Source organism: Azoarcus sp. DD4 (genome assembly GCF_006496635.1).
Lineage (GTDB): Bacteria > Pseudomonadota > Gammaproteobacteria > Burkholderiales > Rhodocyclaceae > Azoarcus.
The window spans coordinates 1,677,805-1,701,237 of record NZ_CP022958.1; the positions used below are offsets into that span (position 1 = coordinate 1,677,805).

Here is a 23,433-nt window from a genome sequence, read left to right on the forward strand (position 1 = left end):
AGTTCCGAACGTGGGCGTGATCGTTGGTAGAATGCCGGGCTCCGACGGGCGGCCCTGCTGCCCGGAAAACTGACCAACGTGGATGAAGCAAGGATTGTAGCCAAGCCGGGATATTCCGGCCCGCAAGGTCGGTCCGAATACCCATGAGCGACGAGCCGCAGCGCCTTCCTCCTGTTCCTTCCGTCCCGGCAGCGCCCTGGCGCGTGTCGGCGTATGCATTCCTGCGCCGGCTAGGTGTCGCGGCGCTCGTCGTCTGGTTTGCCTTCGGTGGCCTCTTCATCGCCCTGCGCGAATTCGTGTTGCCCAACGTCGGCGCCTATCGGGAGGAGGTCGCGGCCGGGTTGTCGCGCGCGGTCGGGTTGCCCGTTTCGATAGACGCGCTGAGCGGTGACTGGTCGGGCCTGCGCCCGCGCCTGCATCTGTCGGGATTCGCGCTGAGCGACCAGCAGGGCCAGCCGGCGCTGCGCCTGGAACGCGTTGATGCCACGCTGGCCTGGTCGGCGCTGCTCAAGCTGCGGCCCTATTTCCATCGTCTCGAAATCGTCGGGCCGGACATCGCCGCCCGCCGCGGCGCCGACGGCAGCATCCAGGTGGCCGGCATGGCGGTCGACACCGGCGCGTCCGACGGCGGTTTCATCGAATGGCTGCTCGAGCAGCGCCAGGTGGTGGTGCGCAATGCCGCGCTGAGCTGGACGGACGACCTGCGCGGCGCACCCGAACTGCGCCTGACCCGCGTCGAGTTCCGGGTGGACCGCAGCTTCGGCAAGCATCGTTTTGCGCTGAGAGCCCAGCCGCCGGCAGCGCTGGCCTCGGCGCTCGATCTGCGTGGCGAATTGACGCGGCTTGCGGTGGACGCCCCGGTCAAGTCGGTCGGGCGCGTCTACATCGCGCTCGATCACGCCGACCTCGGCGGCTGGCGCTCGTGGGTCGATTACCCCGTGCCGGTCAGCGGCAGCGGCGGTGTGCGGGCCTGGATAGACATGGAGGCCGACGGTCGGCGCGGCATCGTTGCCGACGTCGCCCTGAATGCCGTCGAGACCCGCCTCGGCGAAGGCCTGCCGGCGCTGCAGCTTACCCGCCTGAGCGGCCGTCTGGCGGCGAGCACCTCGGGTGCGGCTTTCAAGGTGAGTGCCCGCGGCCTCAGCCTGGAAACCGGTGATGGCGTGAGTGTCGCCCCGACGGACTTCCAGCTCGAGGTTCGGCACGAGGGTGACGGCGCCGGCGGCCTCGCCCGCGCCAATCAGCTCGATCTCACCGGACTTGCTGCGCTGGCGGCCCATCTGCCCTTCGACGACAGCGTGCGCCAGCGGCTCGCGGCCTTCGCTCCCCGCGGCCGGGTGCAGGATCTGCAGGTCGATTGGCGGGGCGAACTGGATGCGCCGCAGTCGTGGTCGCTGGCGGCCCGCTTCGACGGCATCGGCCTGGCGGCCCGTGATGCGATTCCGGGTATCGGCGGTCTTTCGGGCGATGTCGAGGGCACCGAGAAAGGCGGGCGTTTCCGGCTCGACGGACGCGATACCCACGTCGATCTGCCGGAAGTGTTCGTCGAGTCGCGTCTGCTGTTCTCCACTTTCCGTGCGGAAGGCGGGTGGACGCGCAAGGACGGTCGACTGGAGATCGCGCTCGATTCGGCGAGCTTCGACAATCCGGACGCGGCCGGTACCGCATCCGGCCGCTACTGGCCGGCGACCGGCGGCGCCGGCGAAATCGACCTGCAGGCCCGTCTCACCCGTGCCGAGGGCACGGCGGTGTGGCGCTACCTGCCGCGCGTCGTCAATCGCGATACCCACGACTGGGTGCGCAACGCGATTCGCCGCGCCACCGTGCCCGACACGCGCTTGCGCCTCAAGGGCAACCTGGACGATTTCCCCTTCCGCAAAGGCGATGGACAGTTCCTGGTGGCGATCCAGGTAGCCGACGCCGTGCTCGATTACGCGCCGGGCTGGCCCATCATCGAAGGCATCTACGGCGAGGTCCGCTTCGAAGGACCGGGCCTGCGCATCGCTGCCAACCGCGGCCGCATCCTCAACGTCGCGCTGAGCGAGGTCGTCGCCAACGTGCCCGATCTCGATGTGCTGCCCAGCGAGGTCATGACGCTCACCGGCAGGGCCGATGGCGCCACTGCCGACTTCCTGCGCTTTGTCTCCGAAAGCCCGGTGGCCGACCGTATCGACCGTTTCACCGATGCGATGCGCGCCGAGGGCAATGGCAGTCTCGATCTCAAACTGGTGATGCCGCTGCGCCACACGCGCGACAGCACGGTGCGCGGCGAATACCGCTTCAGCGGCAATCGCCTGTGGGTGGTCGAAGGCCTGCCGCCGATGGAGGAGGCCGCCGGCCGCCTGCGCTTCACCGCCGACGAACTGGCGATTCCGGAAGCGCGCGCCCGGCTGTTCGGCGAGCCGATGATACTCACCGCCCAGACTGCGGCGGATGGGACGGTCGCCTTCAACGCGACCGGCCGCCTGAGTGCGGCCGCGCTGATGCAGACCCACGACTGGCCGCTGCTTGCCCACCTTGCCGGCAGCACGCCGTGGCAGGCGGACATCGCCGTGCGTCGCGACGGAACGCGGGTGCATGTGCAGTCGGGCCTGGATGGCCTTGTCTCCAGCCTGCCGTATCCGCTGAACAAGACCGCCACCGAACGCTGGCCGCTGGAGGTGGCGTTGAACTATCCGGCCAATAGCGATACCTCGGTGCTCAAGGCGACAATCGACGGCCGCCTGCAGCTCGAGTTCGAGCGCCGCCCTGGCGAGCAGAGGCACGCGGGGGTGGTCCGCGGCGGTGTCGGTGTGTTCCAGCCGGTGCGCATGGCCGAACGTGGCGTGCTGGTGGCGGCCACCCTGGATGAACTCGACGTCGATGCCTGGCGCAACGCGCTCGGCATGGTCGGAAGGACTGAGGAAAACGACGCCGGCCTGCAGTTGCCGCTGGCCGGCGTGGCTCTGCAGGCGGGCAAGGTGATCGTGTTGGGGCAGCATCTCACCGGTCTCAACTTGCGCGCGGTGGCCGATCCCGGCGGCTGGAAGGCGCGCTTGGACAGCGCCCAGGCACAGGGTGAATTCGACTGGCGTCAGGCCGGAAACGGTAACCTGGTGGCGCGTTTTTCGCGCCTGATGGTGGGTGACAAGGACGATGGTGCCGTGGTGGTCGATGAACAAGCCGAGGTGCCGGCCGACCCGCCGCACAGCCTGCCCGGGCTGGACGTGACGGTCGCTCAGTTGTCGCTGCGCGGCCAGCCGCTCGGCCGTCTGGAGGTGCTGGCGCGCAACCGCGATCGTCAATGGCTGCTCGAGCGTTTTGCCCTGACCCGTGCCGAGGGGCGCCTGAGCGGCAGCGGCCTGTGGCGGCCAAGCGGCAATCCGCGTACCGAGCTCGACTTCCGTCTCGAAGCGCCCGACATCGGCCGGCTCACCCACGCGCTGGGTTATCCAGACGCGGTGCGCGGCGGCCAGGCGACGCTCGCCGGCAAGCTCGGTTGGCGCGGTGCGCCGACCCGCATCGACTACGCCTCGCTCGACGGCGAGATGACCGTGGAGGCGGAGAACGGCCAGTTCAACAAGCTCGATCCGGGGGTTGGCCGCCTGCTCGGCATCCTCAGTCTGCAGGCGCTGCCGCGGCGCATCACGCTGGACTTCCGCGATGTCTTTTCCGAAGGTTTCGCCTTCGATCGCATTTCCGGTAGCATCGACGTGCGTGCCGGGGTGATGCGCACCGAGAACCTGCAGATCCGTGGGCCCGCGGCCCGCGTGCTGATGAGCGGCTCGGCCGACATCGGCGCCGAAACCCAGGATTTGAGAGTCACCGTGCAGCCTACGCTGTCGGAGTCGGTGGCGATCGGCGCGGCGGCCGGCCTGATCAACCCGGTGGCCGGGGTGGTGACCTATCTCGCACAGAAGGCCTTGAGCGATCCGATCGAAAAGCTCTTTGCCTACGACTACGCGATCACCGGCGAATGGGACGATCCAAAGGTGGAGAAGCTCGGTTCGCCGGCCGAAAACCTGATTCCGCAGTTGCCGCTGGGGCAGCCTGCCAAACAATCCGCAACACCTGCCCAATGAGCACCGAACCGACTGCCGAAGATCCTGCCGACCCGATTCCGCCCGCACCCGTGCGTGTCGCCGCGGTACAGACCGTATCCGGCCCTGACGTCGCCGCCAATCTGCGCGAGGTGGCTGCGCTGATCGCCGCGGCCGCCGACGACGGCGCCCGCCTGGTGGCGCTACCGGAGTATTTTCCGCTGATCAGTGCGGACGAGACGGCCAAAGTCAGCCTGCGCGAACGCGAAGGTCAGGGACCGCTACAGGATTTCCTCGCCGAAGCCGCGGCGCGGCACGGCGTCTGGCTGGTGGGGGGCACCATCCCGATGGTGGCATCGAGCGATCACAAGGTGCGCAACACCACGCTGGTGTTCAACGACCGTGGCGAGCAGGTGGTGCGCTACGACAAGATCCACCTGTTCGGTTTTCAGCGCGGAGCCGAGCGCTACGACGAGGCCGCGACCATCGAGCCCGGCCGCCAGGTGGTCAGTTTCGACAGCCCGGCGGGGCGCACCGGTCTGTCCGTCTGCTACGACCTGCGTTTTCCCGAACTTTTCCGGGCGATGGGTGAACCCGACCTGATCATCCTGCCGGCGGCCTTTACCTACACCACCGGTCGAGCACACTGGGAAGTGCTGCTGCGGGCGCGTGCGATCGAGAACCAGTGCTACGTGATGGCACCGGCGCAGGGCGGCCGCCATCCGAGCGGGCGCGTGACCTGGGGGCATTCCATGATCGTCGACCCGTGGGGCGAGGTGCTTGCCTGCAGGGAGGAGGGCTGGGGTTTTGTCGCCGCGGATGTCGATTTTTCGCGCATCGCTTCGGTTCGCGCCAGCCTGCCAGCCCTGAACCATCGTTGCCTGCCGACGGCCCCGTGATGCCGGCGCAGATCGTTTTCCGGTTGTCGGAGTCCAACCCGACAACGTCAGAACTGGACCTCACATGAGCAAATCCACCAATCCCCTCAAGATCGCCGACCAGTACCTGCTTGCCCCTTACCAACTGGGCGGCGAAGAGCTGGAAAAGGTGTTCCGCAAATTGATGCGTCATCGCATCGATTACGCTGATCTCTACTTCCAGTACCACCGCGCCGAGGCCTGGAGCCTGGAAGAGGGCATCGTCAAGTCCGGCAGCTTCGACATCGAGCAGGGCGTTGGCGTGCGCGCGATCAGCGGCGAGAAGACCGCCTTCGCCTACTCGGACGATATTTCCATCGATGCGCTGATCGGCGCCGCGACCGCCACCCGCGCGATTGCCGAGGCCGGCAGCCGGCGCAGCGTTGCGATCGAGCCGAAGAAGTCGCGCATCCGCCTGTACCGGGCCGACGATCCGCTGGATTCGCTCGAAGACACTGCGAAGGTGAAGCTGCTCGAACGCCTCGAAGGCTTTGCCCGCGCCGAGGATCCGCGCGTTACCCAGGTAATGGCGCACATCGCCGGCTCCTGGGAGGTGGTCCTGGTGGCGCGCAACGACGGCCACATGGCGGCCGACGTGCGGCCGTTGGTGCGGGTGTCGATCACCGTGATCATGGAAGAGAACGGCCACCGCGAACAGGGCAGCGCCGGTGGCGGCGGCCGTTACGACTACGGCTTTTTCAGCGACGAGCGCCTGCGCGACTACGCCCGTGCAGCAGTCCACCAGGCGAGCGTCAATCTTGCTGCTGGCCCGGCACCGGCCGGCACCATGTCGGTGGTTCTGGGTGCGGGCTGGCCGGGCATCCTGCTGCATGAGGCCATTGGTCACGGTCTGGAAGGCGACTTCAACCGCAAGGGCAGCTCGGCCTTCTCTGGCCGGCTTGGCCAGCAGGTCGCGGCCAAGGGTGTCACTGTGGTCGACGACGGCACCATCCCCGACCGCCGCGGCTCGCTCAGCATCGACGACGAAGGCAATCCGACCGAGCGCACGGTGTTGATCGAAGACGGCATCCTCACCGGCTACATGCAGGACACCATGAACGCGCGGCTGATGGGCATGGCGCCGACCGGCAATGGCCGGCGAGAGTCCTACGCCCACCTGCCGCTGCCGCGCATGACCAATACCTACATGCTCAACGGCGACAAGGCACCCGAGGAAATCATCAAGTCGGTGAAGAAGGGGCTCTACGCGGTGAATTTCGGCGGTGGCCAGGTGGACATCACCTCGGGCAAGTTCGTGTTTTCCACCGCCGAGGCCTACCTGATCGAGAATGGCAAGGTCACGCGCCCGGTCAAGGGGGCGACCCTGATCGGCAACGGCCCGGATGTGCTTACCCGCGTGAGCATGATAGGCAACGACATGGCGCTCGATCCGGGCGTGGGCACCTGTGGCAAGGACGGCCAGAGCGTTCCGGTGGGCGTCGGCCAGCCGACGCTGCGCGTCGATGGCCTGACGGTGGGCGGCACCGCCTGAGCCGTATTCAGCCGCGCACCCGGTAAGCATTCGACGACAGCTTCAGGGTTGCGTCGAAGCTGACCGGCGTGCGCGCCGACACCTGGCGGAGTTCCGCATCGATCCGCAGCCGGATAGGGTGATCGCCATCCCGTGTTGGTAATACGCTGACCTGAACCTGCCTTAGACGCGGCTCGTGGCGCACTATCGCCCGCCTGAGCTTTTCCGCCAGCTGCATCCTGTCGGACGGCGTCTGCAGGCCGAGGCCGTGTGTTTCGGGCAGGCCGAAGGTGAGGATGGAGTCGGCAGCGCGCGGATAGCTGCTGAACCCGGCCCGGTTGTCTGCACGCCGCGTGTTGAGGAGGGCTTCCAGATCGCGCGCGAGTGCTGCCCTCAGTTGGCTGGCCAAGGGAGCGGGCCGGCTTGTTCCGGGGGCGAGGTCGTCATCCATCAGGCGGTCGAGCAGGGAAGGCATGGGGCTGATCCGGAGCGTTCTGCTCAGAGGCCGAAAAGTGTGCTGACCTGTCGGCCGAGCAACCACCGATAAGTGCCGAAGAATGCCGCCGTCGCCGCCAGCAAAAGCGCAAGGTAGAGTCGGAGGGGCAAGCCCCGTCGCGAGGGAGCGGCGGGGCTGTCCGGCAAGCGCCAGTGGGCGACGGCCTGGTGCGGTTCTCCTCGCAGACGTCCGATCTCGTCCCTGAGCCCGCGTTTCAGGTAATCCAGCTTGTCGCGCTCTTCGAGCAGGTAGCGGCCTCGAAATCCCAGTTGCAGCGCCATGTGGAAGAGTTCGAGTACCTCGAGGTTCTCGCTTGGCGCCAGACGCAGGTGGGCGAGGCGCTCGAAGAAGCCCTCGCCGGCCAGGTGTTCGCCGAACAGGCGGAGTTGCAAGGGCATCCGCTCCCACTCACCCCGGATCGCGAAGTTGGACGACAGGATGAGTTCGTCCAGCACTGCGCAGAAGGCGTAGCGGGCATGTTCTATTGCCTCGTCCGCCTTGCCCTGCGTACGTGCCCGGCTGACATAGCACTGTAAATAGCTGTCCAGTTGGTCGTTGAAGTGGGCGCTGTTGCGGGGCGCATTGCCGTTGCGCAGCAGCAGAATGAGGTGGACGCCTTCTTCGAGCAGGTCGAGCAGCGTCGGTGGCGCGGCTGGTGCCATGCGAAGTGCGGCTTCTGTATGCGATGGGTTCATTTGTCCTGCCGTCATGCCTGATACCCGCTCAACGGAATACCGCAAGCAGCTCGAGTTTCACTGCAGCCAGGGTCTGTGGAACGTAGATGCAGATCGACCGCGCCTGGAGCATGCGCTGGTAGATTTCACCATGAGGTTCCAGGGCGAAGTAGTGGTTTCCGACCCGTACCGGGATGGAAGACGGCGTCTGCGTCGCATGGGCGAGGGCGACGCCGCGTACCGCCGAATTCAGGATCTTGTCGACATCGTCGGGTGCACCGACCTTCAGCTTGTAAGGTATGGACTCGATGACCGTTGCCAGCGGCAACTCGGTCTGCACCGACAGGTAGAAGTCGACGCCGTCGACCAGACGGTCGCTGTCCAGATGGCCGATGTGAAAACTCGGCTTGGCGCTGTTCAGCGGAATTGCCACGTAGCGACTGGAGATCACGGTATCGAGCAGGTCCCGGATCCGTTCATCGAGTGGAAGGAAAGTGGCCGCAAGGTCGTCGTGTCGATAGGCCGGCAGGTCGGCGACCACCTCTGTGCGGGAGAAGGTGAGCAGTTCGCCGCAAAGCTCGGCCAGAGCCATGTAGAGCTCCTCCGGATGGACAGGCGAGGTGGCGTGTAGATGGCGCAGCCGGGCATGGTTCCGGTTGACCGTGTGCAGCAGCCAGAACGATGCGATATCGCTCGTCGTGTATTCCATCACGTGGGCTGTTCGTTCGCGGTGCAGGGCCGTCAGTGCAGCGCACTTCGCGGCGAGGATGTCGAGCAGGCGGCGTAACAGGCGTGTCAGTAAGGGCGATGCGCCCAGTTCCGTCATCGGTGGAAGGTAGCTTTCGTCGATTTGCCAGTGGCCGCTGCCGTCCTTGAGCAGACAGGCGACCGGCAAGGCGTCGAAGCCGTCGCGGTTCTCTTCGGCAACGCGCAACTGCACGTTCAGGTGCAGGCAGATGAGTTCAGTCTCAAGTGCGGTGGTGTAGAGGTCGGCAACACTGCCGGTGTGCCTGGCGTAGCGTTCGGTTTTACCGGGCGGAGAACTCTCACGAAGGACGTTGCCGCCGTAGGCCCGCAGGTCGGGGAGGCAGGCGTACAAGGTGGTTCGCGTGCCGCAGGTCGGGATTTCGTTGAGTTCTCTTGAAACCGGCAAGGGGTCGAGGCCGGGTGCCACGAGGCTGGTGCCGTCGCGAAAGCGTATCGACAGTCGGTCGAGTCGGACTTGCCCGCATTTCAAGGCCGCGTCGTCAAACTCGATTCCCGCCAGTCCCCAGCCGTGACGCCGAACCGCGTTGGCCAGATGGGCTCGCTGTTGCTCTTCATAGAGCGCCTGCTGCTGAAAATGCTGAGGGCGGAGAAACATGCCCTCGCCCCAAAGGATGCGCTTGGCCCTGGACATTTCGGTTTCTCCTCAGCGGCTGGCGGCCGTGTGTGGCGCCGGCTTGCCGCAGTCCATCTGGTGATCGGCGGACTGGCCGGGAATGGCCAGCGGCGCCGGGCTCGTCATGACCAGGTGGCAGTCTCGTGCCTCGATACGCAGGCCGTATCTCCTGATCGCGGTCGCGTCGGCCAGCAGGCGCCAGCGTTGGGCGTCGGGTTGAACGAAGAAGCCGATCAGGCCGACGTAACGCGCGTGTGGCGCGAGGGGCAAAGCTGTTTCGATCGATCCACCCGGGGTCAGCACCCATTCGTGCAGCGTCAGCAACTGCTCGCCCAGGGCATCGGCCTCCGGTTTGCCGCCGGCAATGCTGTCGAGGCCGAGCCGATCGAATGCTTGTCGGTCGGATAGTTGGTAGGCCCGGACGACAACGGACAGCGGTGCGCCGCTGACATCGCGATTGACGTGCTGCGTGGCCTGCGCTTGGAACAGGGGAGGGCGTGGCGTGCCACAGCCGGCAATTGCCAGAGTGACCGCCAGTGCAAGGAAGAGCGTGCGGTTGTGTTTGCCGCGTGCGGAGACGACAGCGAAACCGAAGCGGGGAAAGCGGTGGCCGTGGCTCGTCGATGCTGGTGGCGCGATGCTGGGAGCCAGGTGTGCGTCGTGGTCGGTGTGATCCATTTTCGAGGGCTTGCAGGAAAACTTGAATGTCATGTTAGCATGTAAATGACATATACATGACGCGCTTCTAGCATGTTCCCTGCAGACCACTGGTGGTTGCCTCCGCTTCTAATCTTCACGTTCATCGCCCTGGCCTCGACCGGGGCGTTGATGTGCGGTCGTGGGTTTGTCGTGCCGGCAGTCAGTCGCGGAAAGTGTGAAGACCGGCAGTGCAAACCGGCTCGACTACGGGTTCTGGCTGAGCCCGGGCAGGTGACGCTTGCGTGGCCGCTCGCGGCGGCGCTGGCGATTGTTGCCAGCGCCGGCTGTGCATGGACGGCGGCCGTGCCGGTGGTGGCGGAGCCGTCGAGTTCGTCGAGGCTGGCTGTCCATTCGGCATTTCTGGGAGATCTTTCCGGCACGGCCGCCACTGCATCCGCGGTCGTCGCGATTGATTCCGGGCACGGTGCCGCAACGGCCGATCGCGACTGGAACCGGCTGGAACCCGTTTTCCGCGATCGGCTGGAACGGGTGATCGACCGGCTGGGACGGCGTGGATATCGCTTTCAATTGATCGAAGGCTATCGCACGCCCGAACGGCAGGAGCAACTGCTGGCCATGCCGGTGCGTGTGACCTACGCCGGCGCCTGGCAAAGCCGTCACCAGTTCGGTCTTGCCGCAGACCTGGCTCCGATCTCCGCAGGGCGTGTCCTCGTCTCTGCAGATAGCGAAGAAGCCCTTGGCGCTTACCAGGCCTTGGGGGAGGAGGCGGAAGCCGCTGGTCTGACCTGGGGCGGTCGGTGGACGCTGCGCGACTACGGTCATGTCGAGCTGGCAGTGCCGACCTCGCGGGAGGTCCGCGGATGAATATCACGCATGCTGTCCGCGCTTCGGTGGCTGCCGCCGCATTGCTGGCATTGGTGGCGCTCGCCGGTTTTCTCCTGTCCGCCATGTCCGTTGGAGAGTTCGAGGGGAAGCTTGCCTGGGCGGTCGCAGCAATGGTCGCAGGGCTGGCGGTGGCATCTGTGTTGATGGCTTGGCGCTGGTTCCGGCTTCGGGCTGCGGCTCCGCAAGCTTCCGACGCGCTCGGCTTGCGGCAGGGATTGATGCAGGCGCTGGCTGTCATCAAGCAGTCCAGGCTGGGCAGAGCGCAGCGGACTGCGGCCCTGTATGAGTTGCCGTGGTATCTGGTGCTTGGCGCCCGCGGTGCCGGCAAGAGCAGCGTCATCCGGCAGGGCGGGTTCAGTTTTCCGGTCGGTCGTGACGCACGCGAATCAGCCTCAGGCACCGATGGTTCCTGCAACTGGCTCTTCTCCACCGAAGCGGTCTTTCTCGACACCTGTGGCTTCGACACCGTCGAACCGGGCCCGCGGGCAGAGTGGCGGGGCTTCTGGCGCCTGCTCAGGCGCAGTCGTCCGCGCGAACCTCTGAATGGCGTGCTGTTGGCGATCAGCCTTGCGGAGCTACTCGACGGCGATCAGGAGCGGCGTCGCTCGCACGCGCTGCAGATGCGTGCATGCCTGGACGAAATGGCCGATGGCCTGGGCATGCGTCCCCCGGTCTATCTGCTCGTCACCAAACTCGATCTGCTGGACGGCTTCGGCAGCTTCTTCGGAGGGAGCGACGATCCGTTCTTGCCACGAGTACTCGGTGTCAGCCTTGCTCTTGCAGCCGAGGAGGGGCTTACGCTGCGCCTGGAGAAGTCGTTTGCAGGCTTGTGCCAGGAACTGCGGCGTTTGCGCGACGGGAAACTGACGGATGGCGCGGCGCCGGCCGCGCAGCAGGCGGCCTTCGGTTTTCCCGTGGAGTTCGAGGCCGTAACGGCGCCATTGTCGGACTATGTCCGGCTGCTGTGCGAGCCCAATCCGTATCATCTCGATCCCCGCTTGCGAGGGGTGTATTTCTCGAGCGCCATTCCGGCTGGGCGGCCCGTGCCACGTGTCGCACGCGCGGTATCGGATCGCTTCGGCCTGGAGCTTCATCCACTCGCCGAGCCAACTGGAACATCTCGGGTGTGCGTGTCGCTGCGCGCCATCTTCGATCAAGTCATCCTGCCCGATCGGCATTTCCTCGCTGCCTTGCCGGCTCGCCTGCTGGGCTGGCGGATCGCCGCCATGATCGCCTCGCTGGCTGTCACCTGCCTCTGCGTTGCCGGCCTGACTCGTTCCTACCTGGGCAACCGGGTACTGCTGGATGAACTGGCCGCGGCGGCGGCTGGTGCCATCCCTCCGGATGAAGCGCCCTTGACCGAACGGCTTGAGCGCCTGCTGCGCTTGCAGACCAGGCTGGAACAGCTGGAACGGTTGCGCGAAGGCCGGCCCTGGCGTCTTGGCCTGGGGCTCTATCAGGGCGATCGGGTCACGGGGAGCCTGCGTGACCAGTATTTTTCGCAGTTGCGCACACTCATGCTCGATCCGGTGGGCGTGGCGTTGAGAAACACGCTGCGTGCGGCGGGGCGCAGCGCGCCGTCACGCGACGGTGGTCGGCAAGGGCTCCAGGGCTTCAGCTGGCAGCGTGATCGGGACGGCGACGGCGGCCTTCCCATCATTCCGCTGGGAGACGTGGTCGTCGATGCCGAGGACCGGGTCGCGGCGTTCGTGCCCGACCGGCGGGCAACGAGGAAGACGGTCGATAAGGCGTCGGTTGCCGAGCGTGACTACCAGGCACTCAAGACCTATCTGATGCTCGGCAACCGGGCAAGGATGGAGGACGCCCACTTGAGCGACCAGTTGCCGCGCCACTGGCGGGGGTGGCTCGAGGAGCACCGGGGCCGTGCGTCCATGCAGGAGGTCGCGCAGCCGGCCCAGGCTTTGGTCGCGTTCTATGTTGCCCAGCGCGCCACGCCTGATATACCGGTGATCGACAACGACCCGCAGTTGGTCGCAGGAGTCCGTCAGTCCTTGAGGTCCGGCCTAGGCGAGCTGCCGGCGCACGAACGTGCATATCGTGCGCTGAAGACCGGGGCTTCTGCACGCTTCGAGCCCGTCTCCCTGGCCCGCCTGCTCGGCAGCCGAAGCGCTGCGCCCCTGGTTGCGAACGAGACGGTACCCGGCTTCTACACACGGGAGGCCTATGAAAGCTACGTAAAGACTGCCGCCGCAGCGGATGCGGGCGCAACGGTCGTGGCGGGTGAGGACTGGGTGCTCGACGGGCCGGTTGGAAACCTGGGCGCAGAAACCGCCACGGTGTTTGACCGCGAGGCGCTCGAGGCGCTTTATCGCCGCGATTACGAGGATGCCTGGCTGCGCTTCCTGTCGAGCATCCGCGTCGAGGAGCGTGTGAGTCTCGATGAGGCGATCGATATTCTCGGCCGGCTCGCGGATGGTGAACACTCGCCGCTGCCGCCACTGTTGCAGGCCGTTGCGGCTCAATTCGACGGGTTCCCGCGGGATGTCGCTAGCCAGGACGACGCTTCTGTTGCAACTGTCGTGCTGCAGAGAGCGAGCAGGCTGGTTCGGGGCCAGGAAGCGACCAACCCCGCTTCGCCCAAGCCGGGCCAGGAAAGCCGACCGTTTGCGAGGCTGCGCGCCCTTGTCGATCAAGGGGGCGAGCCGTCGCCTCAACTTGCCGCCTATCTCGCTCATCTTGTCGCACTGCGGGGGCAACTCCTCACCATCGCGAACAGCAGCGCCGAGTCGGAAAGTGCCGGCCGTCTCGTCAAGGCGACGCTGGAGGGTGGCGGGTCCGAGTTCTCCGCGACCCTGCTCCATGTCGAGGGCAGCGTGCTGGATCTGGCCGATCCGGCATCCAAGGCGGTACTGCGGCCGCTGCTCGTTCGTCCGCTGAACCAGGCCTTTTCCGCACTTCTTCCGTTGGCCGAGCAGCACATCAACCTCGCTTGGCAGCGCGAGGTACTTCCGCAATGGCGCAACCTCTCCGATAAGTACCCGTTCAGCGATATGCCGAACGAAGCCCTGCACGCTGACATCTCCGCCTTTGTTCGGGTGGGCGGAGCACTCGACCAATTCGTCGCTCAGCGTCTTGACGGATATGTCAGCCGCCGCGGCAACCAACTGCTTCCGCGGACCTGGGGCGGTCAAGGCCTGCAGCTGCATCCCGGGTTTGTCGCGGGAGCAGAGCGTCTGTTTGCGTTTGGTGCGAGCTTTCCCCGCGAAGGCGACGGCGGGCGTTACGAATTGCAGCCGGAACCTACGCCCGGTCTCAGCGAAATCGTGCTCGAAATCGATGGGCAGAAGTTGCGCTATCGCAATGGCGCCCAGACCTGGCAGGCATTTGTCTGGCCGGGCGCGAGCGGTTCCGAAGGGGCGCTCGTCCGCACGGTCGATTTTGCTGGCGCGGCCTCGGTGGCCGCCAGCCATCCAGGGCGGATGGGGCTTGTGCGCTTGCTCGCGGGCGCGCGTACCAGCAGCCGGGACAGTGGCGTCACGCAACTCGAATGGCAAGCCCGAAATGGCGAAGCTGTCGTTCCGGTCCGCCTGAATTTCCGCATGGTGAGCGGTGCCAGTCCCGTCCAGCTCGCCGGCTTGCGAGGCCTGGCGCTGCCGGAGCGCATCGTGCGCTGAGCCGATTGCCCTCGAGGCCGACAGCTGCATGCATTGTCTCTGTTCCCGATGTCTTTCATGAGAGCTTGAACATGGTTCGAGAAAGTACCCAGAAGAAGCTGTCCCGCGTGCGCCCGCCGCGGGTGCAGATCACTTACGACGTCGAAGTCGGTGATGCGATCGAGACCAAGGAGCTGCCCTTCGTGCTCGGCGTTGTCGGCGATTACTCCGGACATCCGCACGAGCCCTTGCCGAAGCTGAAGGAACGCAAATTCGTTGGCATCGACCGCGACAACTTCGACGACGTGTTGCAGGCGGTGGCACCGCGCCTTGCGCTGCAGGCGCGTAATCGCTTGTCGGACGAGGGCGGATTGCTTCCTGTCGAACTGGAGTTCCGGTGCATGTCGGATTTCGAGCCACACAAGGTCGTGCGTCAGGTGGAGCCGCTCCGACTCCTGCTCGAGGCGCGTCAGCGCCTGGCCGAGCTTCGCAACAAGATGGTGGGGAATGACCGGCTCGAGGAACTGCTCAACGATGCGGTCGGGGATCGGACACTGCTGGAAACGTTGGACGGCGAGTTGAGCGTACGTCGCGGGGGGGAGCAATGAGCCCTGATGGCCAACTGTTGGCTGGCAGCGGGCACGCCGGGGCTGAACCCGCGCGCACCGGCTCCCTGCTCGACGCCCTGATCGAGCGCAGCCGCATCGTTGCTGATGAACAGGAGCGGGACAGGACGCGGGATCTGATCGGGGAACTGGTCGATCAGGTCATGGCCGGCACCGTGCCGATGTCGGGCGATCTTGCCGCCTGCGTCGACGCCCGTATCGCCGAGCTGGACGCCATGATCTCCGCACAGCTCAACGAGATCATGCACTTGCCGGATTTCCAGCATCTCGAAGCTGCGTGGCGTGGCCTGAAGTATCTCGTCGACGCCAGCGAGACCGGCCCGATGCTGAAGATCAAGATGCTCAATGCGTCGAAGCGGGATCTGATCAAGGATTTTCGGCATGCCTCCGAGTTCGACCAGAGTGCGCTGTTCCGCAAGGTCTACGAGGAAGAGTACGGCACCTTCGGCGGCTCCCCCTTTGCCGCCTTGGTGGGGGACTTCGAGTTCTCGCGCCACCCGGAGGACCTCTTCCTGCTCGAAGAGATTTCCCATGTCGCTGCCGCCGCCCATGCGCCTTTCATTGCTTCGGCGGCGCCGGGCATGTTCGGCCTCGAGAGCTTCGCGGATCTCGGCAAGCCGCGTGATCTTTCGCGGGTGTTCGAGACGGTCGAATACGTGAAGTGGAAATCCTTCAGGGCGTCGGAGGACGCCCGCTATGTCGGGCTCGTTCTGCCCCATGTGCTGGGGCGTCTCCCGTACGGCCGCGCCACCCAGCCGGTCGAGGCCTTCAACTTCGAAGAGGACGTCGACGGTAGCGATCACGGCAAGTATTTGTGGACCAACGCCGCCTACGCGTACGCCAGCAGGCTGACCAGCGCGTTCGCACAGTTCGGCTGGCTCGCTGCGATACGTGGGGTCGAAGGCGGAGGCCTGGTCGAAGACCTGCCGGTACATACCTTCACCACCGACGACGGCGAGATCGCGCTGAAGTGCCCGACCGAACTCTCGGTGACCGACCGGAACGAGAAGCTGCTGTCGGACCTGGGCTTCATCGCCCTGACGCACTGCAAGAACAGCGACTATGCGGCGTTCTTCAGCGGGCAGTCGACCCAGAAACCGCGAAGCTACAACACCGACGCGGCCAATGCGAACGCGCGCCTGTCGGCGCAACTGCCGTACATCTTTGCTGTATCCCGCATCGCGCACTACCTGAAGTCGATCATGCGCGACAAGATCGGCAGCTTCGCTTCGCGCCAGAGCGTCCAGGACTACCTCAATACCTGGCTGGCGCAGTACGTCCTGCTCGACGACTCGGCGACGCAGGAGGCGAAGTCGAAATATCCGCTGCGCGAGGCGCGCGTCGAGGTGGTGGAGGTGGCGGGGCGTCCTGGTGCCTACCGTGCGGTGGCCTTCCTGCGCCCGCATTTCCAACTCGACGAGCTGACCATCTCGCTGCGGCTCGTCGCCGAGCTGCCCGCGCCGGCGCGCTAGGGTGGTTCTGGCGGTTCCCCCTTTTCATCAACTGCATCATGGCTGGAGACTGGCAATGGCATTCGACGCCTTCCTCAAGATCGAGGGCATCCCGGGAGAAAGTACGGACGACGGGCACAAGGACTGGATAGAGATCCTCTCCTTCGCTCACAACATGGAGCAGCCGGCCTCGGCAACCGCGAGTTCGGTGGGCGGCGCGACCGCCGAGCGCGTCAATCACGACACCTTCGATGTAACCCACCTCATTGACCAGGCCAGTCCCAAGATCTATGAGGCCTGCTGCACCGGCAAGCACATCAAGGAGGTCACGCTGGAGTTGTGCCGCGCCGGTGGCGACAAGTTGAAGTACATGGAAATCAAGCTGGAGCAGGTCGTCGTGTCCAGGGTGATGCCGGGCGGGGCGGCCAACGAAAGTGGCTTCCCGCATGAGAAGGTTTCGTTCAGCTACGGCCGCATCAAATGGATCTATACCCGGCAGAAGCGGGAGGATGGGGCTGGTGGCGGCAACATCAGCGCCGGCTGGGACCTGACCGCCAACAAGGTGGTCGCATGAACGTGGCTGCCGGCGAGCTGAAAGCGGAGGTCGGCGTCGGGCGACCGCGGTGGCTGAACTCCGGCCGACTGGGCATGCTGGTGTCCGTGCTGGCGCTCGCGGCGTGCTCGAGTACGCCGCCGTTGCCGGAGCCGGTTGCGGAGAGTCCGCGTGTCGAACCACGGGTCGAGGCCGCGCCGGCGCAGCGGGCGGAGCCGGAGCAGTTGGCCAATGGCAGCCATACCTTCAAGTTCGACACCATGAGCGTTGCCCTTGCCGACAGCGACAAGCTGCGCTTGGCGGGCCTGGCGGGACAAGCGCGTACCGCGCGGAACATTGTCATACGCGGCTCCTGCGATCGCACCATGGTCGGAAATGCCAAGGAGGCGGCAATCGCCCGCGCTCTTGCGGTACGCACGGTGCTGGTGCAGGAGGGCGTGCCGGCGGCGAAGATCCGTGTCCGCTACAGCACCGAAGACGGCCTGCACGCAGCGGTCCTGAGGCTCAACTGAGCGAGGGGCAGCGGTTGCGCCAGTCGAGCGCAGCCGCTGCCCGGCTTGAACGATAACTGGCGTGAATCAAATCTCGAAGATGGACCCGCTTGCCGATCTCCTGGCACCTTTCGCCTCTGCGTTCAGTCAGCACGGCAGGCTGCTGTCGCTCCGACTCGGTGCTTCCGAGCTGTGGTCGACGCGGCTCCTTCCCCAGTATGCCGAAATCGAGGAGCAGCTTTCCGGGGGATATACCCTGTGGATACGCTGCCTTTCGCCGCAGGCGGGTTTGCCGCTGAAACAGTTTGTGGGGCAGCCCGCGTGCCTGGGTTTGGTGACGAGTGAGAGCGAATCGATCCTGCGCTGCGGGCTGGTGACGCGTGCCCGGGCATTGGGGGGAGACGGTGGCTTTGCCGCTTATGAACTGCAGGTCGAAGCGCCACTCGCGCTGCTTCGGCATCGCCATGGCAGCCGGATCTTTCAGGCCTGTTCGGTGCCGGAGATTATCGATCGGCTCGTACAGGAAAGGCGGCAGGAAAGCCCGGCGATCGCTGCCTGTTTCGAACTGCGCGTGGAGTTGCGCAAGACCTACCCGGCGCGCTCCTACTGTGTCCAGTATCGAGAGTCCGAACTGGCCTTCATGGAACGCCTGCTGACCGAGGAGGGTATCGCATGGCGTTACGAGCATATCGCCGGCAACGAGGAAGACGACTCTGTGCCGCGCGTGGCCTGGGTGTTGTTCGATGACGCAGGCGATCTGCCGCCCTGCATCGGTCGGCAGGTCCGCTTCCACCGCACCGACATCAGCGAAGCCGCGGACGGACTGACCGTATGGCAGGGTGCGCGCCGCCTGGGTAGCGGGAGCAGCGGGCTGGCGAGTTTCGACTACAAACCGGTGGCTACATTGCAGGTGAGCGAACACGGCGGCAGGCAGGCGGGCGAGGCGGACGGCATCGAAGCGACGCTGGAGGACTACGATCCCCAGGTAGCCTACTATGCAAGCGATTCAGCCGAGCTGGCGCACTATGCCCGCCTGCGGCAGCAGGCGCACGACCGCGACAAGAAGGTCTTCCATGGCGAGGGAGCAGTCCGGACCCTCCAGGCTGGCCGCTGGTTCGAACTGGTGGATCATCCGGAGCTCGGGGCAGATCCATCCGCGCAGCACGAATTCGTCGTCACCGGACTGCACCTCCGCGTGGCGAATAACCTGCCCGGCCTGGCCGGCGCTTTGTCCGGCGAGCCTCTGTCGGGGGTTGCTGCGTCGAATGGCGCGCCCGAGATGCCTTGCCGGGTGAGCTTCGAGGCGCAACGGCGCGGTATTGCACTGCCACCGGACTACCGTGGTACGGCGCATGCCCGCCCGACCGCGCGCGGGCCCCAGACGGCCACTGTGGTAGGGCCGGCCGGCGAGGCGATACATACCGACGAATACGGTCGCATCAAGGTCCAGTTCCACTGGCAGCGCGAACGCGATCACGCGGATGGAGGGGCTGTGTTCGACGAGCGGTCGTCCTGCTGGCTGAGGGTCAGCTATCCGAGTGCCGGCACCCAATGGGGGCATCAGTTCGTGCCGCGGATAGGACAGGAGGTCCTGGTGGATTTCCTCGACGGTGACATCGACAGACCGGTGGTGGTTGGCGTGCTCGGCAACGGATCGCATCGACCCGTGCATTTCTCGGGGCGGGGGCAGTTGCCCGCCAACAAGGCCTTGTCAGGCATCAAGTCGCAGGAGATGAAGGGGAGCGGCTACAACGAGCTGCTGTTCGACGATACCGCAGGCCAGTTGCGCACGCGCTTGAGCAGCGACCATGCGGCAAGCCAGCTCAATCTCGGCTATCTGGTCCATCCGCGGACCGACGGCAAGGCGGAGCCGCGTGGCGAAGGTGCGGAGTTGAGGACCGATGCCGCGATCGCGCTGCGCAGCGCGCAGGGCATGCTGTTCAGCGCCTATGGTCGGGTGGCGGGGAAAGAGGGGCAACTGGCTCGCGGCGAACTCCTCGATCTGTTGGAGCAATGCCGTCAGGCTTGCCGTTCGCTGGCCGAGTATGCCGAACGCCACCAGGCACTGGCCGGCGATGGGGGGCCAATGGAGACGCTGATCGAGGGGTTGAAAGCGTGGGACGCGGGCAGCAATCTCGACAGGAGCGGGCAGGGCGGCGGCAAGCCGGCGATCTGCGTGACAGCACCGGAAGGCCTGGCCTTGGCCACGCCGCAGAACATCCTGAGTTACGCCGGACTGAACCAGGATCTGGCGGCCGCCCAGCATCTGCAATTGACCGCCGGCGAGCAGGTGGGCGTGAATGCCGGTGCCGGTCTGAGCTTGTTCGCGCAATCGGGCGACGTCAGGGCGATCGCTCACCAGGGGCAGTATCTGATGCAGGCGCAGCACGGCGATCTGGTCGCGGAGGCGGAGCGCAATGTGCGTGTGTCGGCGACCACTGGCGAGGTCGTCGTCAGCGCACCGACCATACGCCTGGTTGCCGGGGACGGTTCTTTCATCCGAATTGGCGGCGGCATCACCCTCGGTACCGAGGCGGTGGTCGCAGTCAAGGCCGCACGCCAGTCGATGAGCGGACCGGCCACCGATGCCGTCGATCTACCTGCGTTCGACAAGGGCAGCGTCGATCAGCGCTTCCAGCTGTTCTATCCGCATGCCGACGCAAGCGTCCGCCAGGCGGCGGCCGAGCGGCGGTACGAGATCACGCTCAAGGACGGCCGCGTGATCAGTGGCGTGTCGGATAGCGAGGGCAGGACCGAACTGCTTGTTGCCGATGCGATGCAGCTGGCTCGCATCCGCATCTTCGATGCCTGACTGGCGACGACCGGAGACCCGACGTGTTTGAAGCATTGCTGCCGCATTACGAGCGTGAACTCGGCTATCTGCGTGAGCTTTCCGGCGAGTTTGCCCGGCGCTTCCCGCGGATTGCCGGGAGGCTGCAACTCGATGGCGACCAATGCGAGGATCCGCATGTCGAGCGCCTGATCGAGGCCTTCGCCTTTCTGACCGCCCGCATCCACCGCAAGATCGACGACGAGTTCCCCGAGATTACCGGGGACTTTCTCGATGCCTTGTATCCGCATCTGTTGCAGCCCATCCCGGCGGCCAGCATCGTCCAGTTCGAAGCCGATCCGGACCGACCGGAACTGAGCCGGGGCCATGTCGTCGAGCCTCACCAGACCGTCCTGACGCCGGCGGTGGATCAGATCGTCTGCCGCTTCCGGACCTGCTACCCGGTACAACTCTATCCGCTGTCGCTCGTTGCGGCAGGCATCGAACTCACCAGTGCGCAGCCCCGCCTCGCGGCTATCGCGCCGCGGGCGGCCGCGGTGCTCACGCTGACCCTGGAGACGCACGGTGCTCTGCCGCTCGCCTCCATCGGCCTGCAATCCCTGCGCTTTTTCCTCGATGGCGAACCCGCCCTGATGCACCTGCTGTACCAGTTGCTGCTGGCCGACGACCTCGAAGTCAGGGCCGGTGGCGGTGGGGTTGAGGCAGGCCGGCTGTCGATGCTTGCGCCCGGTGCCGTGCGGCCGGTCGGGTTCGCTCGCGAGGATGGCCTGCTCGATTACGATGACCGTTCGTTTCTCGGTTATCGCTTGCTGAGCGAATACTTCAGCTTCCCGGAAAAGTTTCTCTTTCTCGACTTCGAAGGGCTGGGCAAGGTCTCGGCCGATATCGTCGGTGGCAGGCTGGTGATCCAGTGCCTGTTCCGCCACTTTCCGGCGAACGGGCGCCACCTGCGCTTGCTCGAACAGCTGGACGCCCGGCATCTGCGCCTGGGGTGCACGCCGGTGGTGAATCTCTTTCGACAGGCGGCGGAGCCGATACGGCTCACCCACCGCCGCACGGCCTACCCGGTGATGGCCGATGCGCGTGCGCCGCAGGCCTACGAGGTGGTCCGGATCGGACGGGTGCAGTGCATCGAAAGGGGGAGCGACACGACTGTCGTGCGCGACGTCCTGCCGCTCTACGCCGTCGATGGCGATGGGCGGGGCGAGTCGACTTCCTCGTTGCGATGGCGTGCCGGGCGCGAGCGGGCAACGCGAGCGGGCGACCGTGGCACCGACGTCGAGCTTCATCTGGTCGACGGCTCCTACTCGCCATCGCGTCCGGCCGCCGAGACCCTCAGCGTCGAACTGCTCTGCAGCAACCGCGACCTGCCGGAGCGCCTGCCCTTCGGCGGGAGCGAAAGCGGGTCGCACACAGACTTCTCTCTGCCGGGGCAGGCGATGGTTCGCCGCGTACGCCTGTTGCGCAAGCCGACGCTCAGCGTGAGACCGCCGGACCGGGCCGGCTGGCAGTGGCAGCTGGTGTCCCACCTGTCGCTGAACCACCTGTCGATTGCGGACGGCGACGGTGCGGCGTTGCGCGCCTTGCTGGCGCTCTATAACCCGACTGACAGGCAGGCTGTCCGGCGGCAGATCGACGGCATCCGTGCCGTCCGCAGCGCACCGTCGGTGGCAAGGCTGGCAGGCCCCGATTTTGCGAGCTGGGTCCGTGGCACGGATATCGAGCTGACGCTGGACGAAGAGTGTTACGTCGGCGGCAGTACCTATCTGTTTGCAGGGGTGCTGGAGCGCTTCTTCGCGCTGTACTGCGCGCCCAACAGCTTCGTCCGCCTGCGATACAGGACGTTGCAGAACGAGGAGACCGTGGTCGAATGGGCACCGCGCTCGGGCGAAGCCGTCGTGATCTGAACAGGGAACTGGCGCAGGAGCCCTGCCAGTTCGGCTTTTTCCAGGCCGTGCGGCTGTTGGCCCTGGCTCAGCCCGACATCCCGGCGCGGCGGGACTACCTGCCGCCGGCGCTGCGCTTTCGCACGAGCGTGTCGCTGGCCTTTCCGGCAAGCGAGGTAGCCGGTTTCCGGGGCGAGCCTGCTGCGGTCGCGGAACATCAGGCGGCAGCGCCGGCGGAACTGACGGTCAGTTTCATCGGATTGACCGGTCCGAGCGGCGTGCTCCCCACCGCCTACACCGAGCTGCTGTCCGATCGGCGGCTGCATGGGCGCGACGCCGCCAGCCACGCTTTTCTCGACGTCTTCAATCACCGCATCGTGGCCTTGTTCCATGCCGCATGGCGCAAATACAGACCTTGGCTGGTCGCCGAAGCGGGCGGGGACGACGACTTTGCGGCGCAGCTGCTCGCAGTCTGCGGACTCGGCTCGCCTGCCTTGAGGGCAAGTCTTGCAAGGGGGGCCGAGCGCGGGCTGAGCCTATCGGTCGTGCTGCGCTACGCCGGCCTGCTGTCGCAGAAGCCGCTGTCGGCCGATGCGCTGGCGACGGTGCTGCGTGGGGTGCTGGGCGTCGAGCTCGAGCTGACATCCTTTGTCGGCAACTGGATCGCGCTGTCGCCGCAGGAGCGCTCCCGCCTCGGCGTGGGCGCATGCGAACTGGGCAGTGGCGCATTCTGCGGCGATCGTGCGTGGGACCGGCAGGGGAAGATGGGACTGCGGATCGGTCCGGTGCGACGACCGTTGTTCGACCGCCTGCTGCCGGGGGGCAGCCGCGCCGAACTGTTGCGCGACCTGCTGCGCTTCGCCTTCGGACATGCGCTTGCTTGCGATCTGACCGTGGTACTCGACGCCCGCGATGTCCGGCCCGCCCGGCTGATGGAGGAGGGCGCCCCGGTTCTGGGGGGAGATGCCTGGTGCTGCTCGCGACAGGATGGTGCTGATGCCGACGATCTGCGTTACGCGCTGCTCGCCTAGCTGTCGTCCTTGGTGCCGCCTGCATAGCGGCGGGCGGTGTGCTCGTCGCTCAGTTTCTGCTCGCGCTTGGCGTCCTGCTTGGCCACCCCGGCCTGGTGGCGCTGCGACAGGGTGTCGAAGGCCTTGACCCGGTTGCGCTGTGCCAGCCACACCTCCTGGCCCTGCGCGGTGCGGTCGCGTGATTGTTCCACCACCCGGCGCTGGGCGGCGATGGCGTCGTCCAGCTTGCCGATGAAAGCGCTGAAGTTGCGCCAGGCGTCGGGGCCGATGCCGTTGCGGGCGGCTTCGACGAAGCGGGCGTGGTATTCGTCGCGGTAACCCTGCAGCATCTCGAGCTTCTGCTGGCCGTCGCGTTGGGATGCGATCAGCTCGCCAAGCCGGCGCGCGGCTTCGTCCATGCGCGTGTTGGCAAGGTCGAGCAGGGGTTGCAGGGGGAATTTCCCGGTCATGATGCGTTTGTCGTTACGGGAACGGCGCGCATTTTACG

17 protein-coding genes are annotated in these 23,433 nt (G+C 66.0%); 12 read left to right on the forward strand and 5 right to left on the reverse strand.

The genetic code is table 11. The annotated features are described in order from the left end of the window. Positions 1-143: 143 nt before the first annotated feature. The 3 genes from CJ010_RS07920 (at position 144) to tldD (ending at position 6,428) form a co-directional block, all read left to right on the forward strand. The gene (locus CJ010_RS07920) at positions 144-4,061 is read left to right on the forward strand and encodes a YhdP family protein (protein WP_141017531.1); all 3,918 of its coding nucleotides are present in this window, start codon (positions 144-146) and stop codon (positions 4,059-4,061) included. Beyond that, the gene (locus tag CJ010_RS07925) at positions 4,058-4,918 is read left to right on the forward strand and encodes a carbon-nitrogen hydrolase family protein (protein WP_141017532.1); all 861 of its coding nucleotides are present in this window, start codon (positions 4,058-4,060) and stop codon (positions 4,916-4,918) included. The genes CJ010_RS07920 and CJ010_RS07925 overlap by 4 nt, the downstream gene beginning before the upstream one ends. Positions 4,919-4,982: 64 nt before the next feature. Continuing rightward, positions 4,983-6,428, forward strand: a complete 1,446-nt coding sequence (tldD, locus tag CJ010_RS07930; RefSeq protein ID WP_141017533.1) for a metalloprotease TldD — start codon at positions 4,983-4,985, stop codon at positions 6,426-6,428. Between the two features lie 7 nt (positions 6,429-6,435). On the opposite strand, the gene tssE is transcribed toward tldD, so the two are convergent. From tssE to tssJ, 4 genes are all read right to left on the reverse strand, one after another. Further along, positions 6,436-6,882 carry a type VI secretion system baseplate subunit TssE gene (tssE, locus tag CJ010_RS07935; RefSeq protein ID WP_141017534.1) on the reverse strand — a complete coding sequence of 149 codons (447 nt, stop codon included), beginning with the start codon at positions 6,880-6,882 and terminating at the stop codon, positions 6,436-6,438. A 23-nt stretch (positions 6,883-6,905) separates the two neighbouring features. Next, complete coding sequence (gene icmH / locus CJ010_RS07940; RefSeq protein ID WP_205754914.1) at positions 6,906-7,565, reverse strand: type IVB secretion system protein IcmH/DotU; 660 nt, start codon at positions 7,563-7,565, stop codon at positions 6,906-6,908. Between the two features lie 61 nt (positions 7,566-7,626). Next, positions 7,627-8,976: a type VI secretion system baseplate subunit TssK gene (gene tssK, locus CJ010_RS07945; RefSeq protein WP_141017536.1), complete on the reverse strand. Its 1,350-nt coding sequence runs from the start codon at positions 8,974-8,976 to the stop codon at positions 7,627-7,629. Between the two features lie 12 nt (positions 8,977-8,988). Continuing rightward, positions 8,989-9,636 carry a type VI secretion system lipoprotein TssJ gene (gene tssJ, locus CJ010_RS07950; protein WP_168224918.1) on the reverse strand — a complete coding sequence of 216 codons (648 nt, stop codon included), beginning with the start codon at positions 9,634-9,636 and terminating at the stop codon, positions 8,989-8,991. Between the two features lie 72 nt (positions 9,637-9,708). Here tssJ and CJ010_RS07955 point away from each other — a divergent pair, with 72 nt between their 5' ends. The 9 genes from CJ010_RS07955 to tssG all read left to right on the forward strand — a co-directional run bounded on the left by CJ010_RS07955 (position 9,709) and on the right by tssG (position 22,946). Further along, positions 9,709-10,482 carry a M15 family metallopeptidase gene (locus tag CJ010_RS07955; protein WP_141017538.1) on the forward strand — a complete coding sequence of 258 codons (774 nt, stop codon included), beginning with the start codon at positions 9,709-9,711 and terminating at the stop codon, positions 10,480-10,482. Further along, on the forward strand, positions 10,479-14,138 hold the full coding sequence (locus tag CJ010_RS07960) for a type VI secretion protein IcmF/TssM N-terminal domain-containing protein (protein ID WP_141017539.1): 3,660 nt from the start codon (positions 10,479-10,481) through the stop codon (positions 14,136-14,138). Before CJ010_RS07955 ends, CJ010_RS07960 begins: the two co-directional genes overlap by 4 nt. A gap of 71 nt (positions 14,139-14,209) precedes the next feature. Then, complete coding sequence (gene tssB, locus CJ010_RS07965; RefSeq protein ID WP_141017540.1) at positions 14,210-14,725, forward strand: type VI secretion system contractile sheath small subunit; 516 nt, start codon at positions 14,210-14,212, stop codon at positions 14,723-14,725. After that, positions 14,722-16,215, forward strand: coding sequence for a type VI secretion system contractile sheath large subunit (gene tssC, locus CJ010_RS07970; RefSeq protein ID WP_141017541.1), 1,494 nt, complete (start codon positions 14,722-14,724; stop codon positions 16,213-16,215). Before tssB ends, tssC begins: the two co-directional genes overlap by 4 nt. Before the next feature lie 55 nt (positions 16,216-16,270). Then, complete coding sequence (locus CJ010_RS07975) at positions 16,271-16,768, forward strand: type VI secretion system tube protein Hcp (RefSeq protein ID WP_141017542.1); 498 nt, start codon at positions 16,271-16,273, stop codon at positions 16,766-16,768. Beyond that, positions 16,765-17,259, forward strand: coding sequence for an OmpA family protein (locus CJ010_RS07980; protein WP_168224919.1), 495 nt, complete (start codon positions 16,765-16,767; stop codon positions 17,257-17,259). The genes CJ010_RS07975 and CJ010_RS07980 overlap by 4 nt, the downstream gene beginning before the upstream one ends. A 61-nt stretch (positions 17,260-17,320) precedes the next feature. After that, positions 17,321-20,050, forward strand: a complete 2,730-nt coding sequence (locus tag CJ010_RS07985; protein ID WP_141017544.1) for a type VI secretion system Vgr family protein — start codon at positions 17,321-17,323, stop codon at positions 20,048-20,050. Positions 20,051-20,073: 23 nt separating this feature from the next. Then, complete coding sequence (gene tssF / locus CJ010_RS07990; RefSeq protein WP_141017545.1) at positions 20,074-21,936, forward strand: type VI secretion system baseplate subunit TssF; 1,863 nt, start codon at positions 20,074-20,076, stop codon at positions 21,934-21,936. Then, positions 21,900-22,946, forward strand: coding sequence for a type VI secretion system baseplate subunit TssG (tssG, locus tag CJ010_RS07995; protein WP_141017546.1), 1,047 nt, complete (start codon positions 21,900-21,902; stop codon positions 22,944-22,946). The genes tssF and tssG overlap by 37 nt, the downstream gene beginning before the upstream one ends. Here tssG and fliJ read toward each other — a convergent pair. Further along, positions 22,943-23,395: a flagellar export protein FliJ gene (gene fliJ / locus CJ010_RS08000; protein ID WP_141017547.1), complete on the reverse strand. Its 453-nt coding sequence runs from the start codon at positions 23,393-23,395 to the stop codon at positions 22,943-22,945. The two genes, tssG and fliJ, sit on opposite strands and share 4 nt — an antisense overlap. Between the last annotated feature and the right edge of the window lie 38 nt (positions 23,396-23,433).

What these genes read in the sequence shown, in the direction of transcription:
- tssJ (WP_168224918.1), bottom strand. Translation starts at nt 9,636, where the DNA reads ATGGATCACACCGACCACGACGCACACCTGGCTCCCAGCATCGCGCCA.
- tssK (WP_141017536.1), bottom strand. Translation starts at nt 8,976, where the DNA reads ATGTCCAGGGCCAAGCGCATCCTTTGGGGCGAGGGCATGTTTCTCCGC.
- CJ010_RS07960 (WP_141017539.1), top strand. Translation starts at nt 10,479, where the DNA reads ATGAATATCACGCATGCTGTCCGCGCTTCGGTGGCTGCCGCCGCATTG.
- tssC (WP_141017541.1), top strand. Translation starts at nt 14,722, where the DNA reads ATGAGCCCTGATGGCCAACTGTTGGCTGGCAGCGGGCACGCCGGGGCT.
- CJ010_RS07975 (WP_141017542.1), top strand. Translation starts at nt 16,271, where the DNA reads ATGGCATTCGACGCCTTCCTCAAGATCGAGGGCATCCCGGGAGAAAGT.
- tssG (WP_141017546.1), top strand. Translation starts at nt 21,900, where the DNA reads ATGGGCACCGCGCTCGGGCGAAGCCGTCGTGATCTGAACAGGGAACTG.
- icmH (WP_205754914.1), bottom strand. Translation starts at nt 7,565, where the DNA reads ATGGCACCAGCCGCGCCACCGACGCTGCTCGACCTGCTCGAAGAAGGC.
- tldD (WP_141017533.1), top strand. Translation starts at nt 4,983, where the DNA reads ATGAGCAAATCCACCAATCCCCTCAAGATCGCCGACCAGTACCTGCTT.
- CJ010_RS07920 (WP_141017531.1), top strand. Translation starts at nt 144, where the DNA reads ATGAGCGACGAGCCGCAGCGCCTTCCTCCTGTTCCTTCCGTCCCGGCA.
- CJ010_RS07925 (WP_141017532.1), top strand. Translation starts at nt 4,058, where the DNA reads ATGAGCACCGAACCGACTGCCGAAGATCCTGCCGACCCGATTCCGCCC.
- tssE (WP_141017534.1), bottom strand. Translation starts at nt 6,882, where the DNA reads ATGCCTTCCCTGCTCGACCGCCTGATGGATGACGACCTCGCCCCCGGA.
- CJ010_RS07955 (WP_141017538.1), top strand. Translation starts at nt 9,709, where the DNA reads ATGTTCCCTGCAGACCACTGGTGGTTGCCTCCGCTTCTAATCTTCACG.
- fliJ (WP_141017547.1), bottom strand. Translation starts at nt 23,395, where the DNA reads ATGACCGGGAAATTCCCCCTGCAACCCCTGCTCGACCTTGCCAACACG.
- CJ010_RS07980 (WP_168224919.1), top strand. Translation starts at nt 16,765, where the DNA reads ATGAACGTGGCTGCCGGCGAGCTGAAAGCGGAGGTCGGCGTCGGGCGA.
- tssB (WP_141017540.1), top strand. Translation starts at nt 14,210, where the DNA reads ATGGTTCGAGAAAGTACCCAGAAGAAGCTGTCCCGCGTGCGCCCGCCG.